This window comes from Elstera sp., assembly GCF_044372965.1.
Lineage (GTDB): Bacteria > Pseudomonadota > Alphaproteobacteria > Elsterales > Elsteraceae > Elstera.
The window spans coordinates 1-3,070 of record NZ_JBILQX010000286.1 but is presented as its reverse complement, the minus strand read 5'-3'; the positions used below and the strand labels follow the sequence as shown (position 1 = coordinate 3,070).

Annotated in this window: 4 protein-coding genes and 1 pseudogene; all 5 read left to right on the top strand. The window is 63.3% G+C overall.

The features are described 5' to 3' along the window. Window positions 1-311: PDZ domain-containing protein (locus tag ACIQ36_RS19690; RefSeq protein WP_395832524.1), on the top strand; the 311-nt coding region annotated here is incomplete at its 5' end. A gap of 17 nt (window positions 312-328) precedes the next feature. Further along, on the top strand, window positions 329-1,099 hold the full coding sequence (locus tag ACIQ36_RS19685; protein WP_395832522.1) for a trypsin-like peptidase domain-containing protein: 771 nt from the start codon (window positions 329-331) through the stop codon (window positions 1,097-1,099). After that, on the top strand, window positions 1,096-2,400 hold the full coding sequence (locus ACIQ36_RS19680; protein WP_395832520.1) for a replication-associated recombination protein A: 1,305 nt from the start codon (window positions 1,096-1,098) through the stop codon (window positions 2,398-2,400). Before ACIQ36_RS19685 ends, ACIQ36_RS19680 begins: the two co-directional genes overlap by 4 nt. After that, window positions 2,397-2,774, top strand: coding sequence for a fluoride efflux transporter CrcB (gene crcB / locus ACIQ36_RS19675; protein WP_395832518.1), 378 nt, complete (start codon window positions 2,397-2,399; stop codon window positions 2,772-2,774). Before ACIQ36_RS19680 ends, crcB begins: the two co-directional genes overlap by 4 nt. Before the next feature lie 11 nt (window positions 2,775-2,785). Further along, window positions 2,786-3,070: pseudogene (locus tag ACIQ36_RS19670) on the top strand (RluA family pseudouridine synthase); the annotation flags it as partial.

Genomic DNA, 3,070 nt, shown 5'->3' with positions numbered 1-3,070 from the left:
CGAAGCGCGAGGCGACCTTGCTCAAGGGGCAACAGCCGCTCGCCGGGGCCACTATCGCCAATCTCTCGCCTGCCCTGGTGGAGGAAATGGGCATCCCCGGCCCGTCGCGCGGGGTGATCGTCATGAGCATCGCAAGGGGCAGCCCGGCGGCGCGGATTGGCTTCCAGCCCGGCGACCTGCTGCAACAGGTGAACGGCACCGCGATTGCCAGCGTCGGCGATGCTGTCACGGCGATGGGGCGCGGCCAAACCTGGCGCATCACCATCAAGCGTGGCGACGAGGTGCTAACGGATACGTTTGGGAAGAAGTAGGACGAGAGGGCGGATCGATGTTCAAGCGGATCGGCATGCTTATGATGTTGGGGTTGGCAGCCTGTGCCGTGCCCGATACCGACCCATCGGTGCGCCCATCGAGGGGGCTCACTGACGTGGCTTTGATCCGGCAAACCATACCGTCTATCGTAACAATAAAGGCCGAAACGACAGTGTGGGCACCAACCGCAGAGACCTTACCGTCCGGCGATAAGCCTGCGCGGCGTATGGTCTCGCATCATCTCAGGTTAAGTTCGGGGGTTATCGTTTCGTCTGCGGGGCATGTTCTGACCTTCCGTCGCTCTTTGGAGGGGATGGAGGCGATCAGGGTTGTTACCCACGAGGGCTTTGGTTTTCCTGCGCGAGCAATCCGTGCCGATCCAATAACCGATTTGGTTTTGCTGCAAGTGGAGACTGGTGGGCAAATCTTGACGCCAATCCCGCTCGCCCTGCACCGACAACCCAAAAATGGCGACCGTGTTCTTTCGGTGAGTATGCTCGATTTTATTGCCCCGAAGACAGCCGTAGGGGCTATCGAAAATGCAAATCTTCATCCGGCGACGGGGCCGGGTCGCATTGTAACCAAGATTGATACGACGACCGAGGTGCCGGGAAGTGGGGGGGCGCTCGTCGGCGCGGATGGCGTGCTTCTCGGGATTATCCTTGGTCCACGGCAAGCCATCGGGCAGACTTGGGATGGAACCTTTGCGCTGCCTCTATCCGCGTTTCGTTCCCTCTTGGATGGTCTGCCGCTCGCTCAGCCATCTGAGGCAAGGCCAACCCAATGACCGATCTCTTCCCCCCCGTCTTAGCCGACACCCAACCGCTTGCCGACCGCTTGCGCCCGGCGAAGCTTGCGGACGTGGTGGGGCAGGATCATTTGTTGGGGCCGTCGGGGCCTATCGGGCGGATGCTGGCGGCGAAACGCCTGGGCTCGATGATCCTCTGGGGGCCGCCCGGCTGCGGTAAGACCACCTTGGCGCGGTTGTTGGCCGCCGAAGCGGGGCTCACCTTCGAGCCGCTGTCAGCCGTCATGTCCGGCATTGCCGAGTTGCGCAAACTCTTCGAGGCGGCGGCGAAACGGCGGGCGCAGGGAAAGGGGACGCTGCTGTTCATCGACGAAATCCACCGTTTCAACCGCTCCCAGCAGGACGGGTTTTTGCCGGTGGTGGAGGATGGCACCGTTATTCTGGTCGGCGCGACGACCGAGAATCCCTCCTTCTCGCTGAATGCCGCCGTGCTGTCGCGGGCGCAGGTGTTCGTGCTGAAGCGCCTTGAGGAAAAAGGCATGGCGCTGTTGTTGGACCGCGCGGAAGCGCTCACCGGCCAGCCGCTGCCGCTGACGGCGGAGGCGCGCGAATTGCTGCTGACTTTGGCCGATGGCGATGGGCGCTATCTGCTCAATCTCGCCGAAGCCTTGTTCGCGCTAAAAGACCTGCCGCCGCTCGATTCGGCGGGGCTGCTCGCCTCGGTCCAAAAGCGCGCGCCGCTCTACGATAAGGACCGGGAGGAGCATTATAACCTCATCTCGGCCCTGCATAAGAGCTTGCGCGGCTCGGATGTGGATGCGGCGCTCTATTGGTTTCAGCGCATGCTGCTCGGCGGGGAGGACCCGCATTTCATCGCCCGGCGGCTCACGCGCTTTGCGGCGGAAGATATTGGGCTGGCTGATCCGCAGGCGCTGCCGCAGGCCATCGCCGCCTGGGATGCTTACGATAAGCTCGGCTCGCCGGAAGGGGAATTGGCGCTCGCGCAAGCCGTGGTCTATCTGGCGACCGCCCCCAAATCGAACGCCACCTACCGCGCCTTCAAGAATGCCGCCAAGGCCGCGCGCGACACCGGCTCGATGATGCCGCCGAAACATATTCTCAACGCGCCGACGCGGCTGATGAAGGATATCGGCTACGGCGCGGGCTATGCCTACGATCACGATACGGCGGATGGTTTTTCTGGGCAGAATTACTTCCCCGAGAACCTGCCGCGCACCCGCTTCTACGATCCGCCCGAACGCGGCTTCGAGCGCGAGATTCGCAAGCGGTTGGAGTATTGGGACAAGCTGCGGGCGAAACGCCAGGAGGGCACGGAATGAAAATGGTGGCACTGGTCGCCCTCGGCGGGGCTTTCGGGTCGGTCGCGCGCTATCTGATGGTGCTCGGGGTCGGGCGCTGGCTCGGCACGGGGTTTCCCTGGGGCACGCTCTCGGTGAATTTGCTCGGTTGTTTTCTGATGGGGCTGCTGACGGCGCTGTTCACCGGGCCGCTGCCGGTTTCCGCCGAGACGCGGATTTTTTTCACCACCGGACTCTTGGGCGGTTTCACGACTTTCTCGGCCTTTGGGCTCGATGCGTCGGGCCTGATCGACCGGGGGGATAGTGGGGCTGCGTTGATGTATCTGGCGGGATCGGTTGCCTTGGGGTATGCCGGGGTGAGGGCAGGGGCCGCCGTTATCAGGCTCTGGGGTTAAGGAGAACAGTCATGTCGGTCGAACAACGCACCGTCAGCCAGGATGAGGCGGATATTCGGATCGACCGCTGGTTCAAGCGTCACTACCCGGAGCTACCGTTTGGGCGGCTGTCGAAGCTGATGCGCACCGGGCAAATCCGCCTCGACGGCAAGCGCGTCGAAGGCTCGGAACGGCTGGAGCCCGGCCAAACCATCCGCGTCCCCCCGCTAGGCGATCTCGACGGTCCGCCGCCGCCGCGCCCCATCGATCCGCACGTCGCCAAAGATTTGCAGCAGATGGTGCTCCACCGCGACGAG

Coding starts and splice junctions, on each gene's coding strand:
- ACIQ36_RS19685 (WP_395832522.1), top strand. CDS start 329: ATGTTCAAGCGGATCGGCATGCTTATGATGTTGGGGTTGGCAGCCTGT.
- ACIQ36_RS19680 (WP_395832520.1), top strand. CDS start 1,096: ATGACCGATCTCTTCCCCCCCGTCTTAGCCGACACCCAACCGCTTGCC.
- crcB (WP_395832518.1), top strand. CDS start 2,397: ATGAAAATGGTGGCACTGGTCGCCCTCGGCGGGGCTTTCGGGTCGGTC.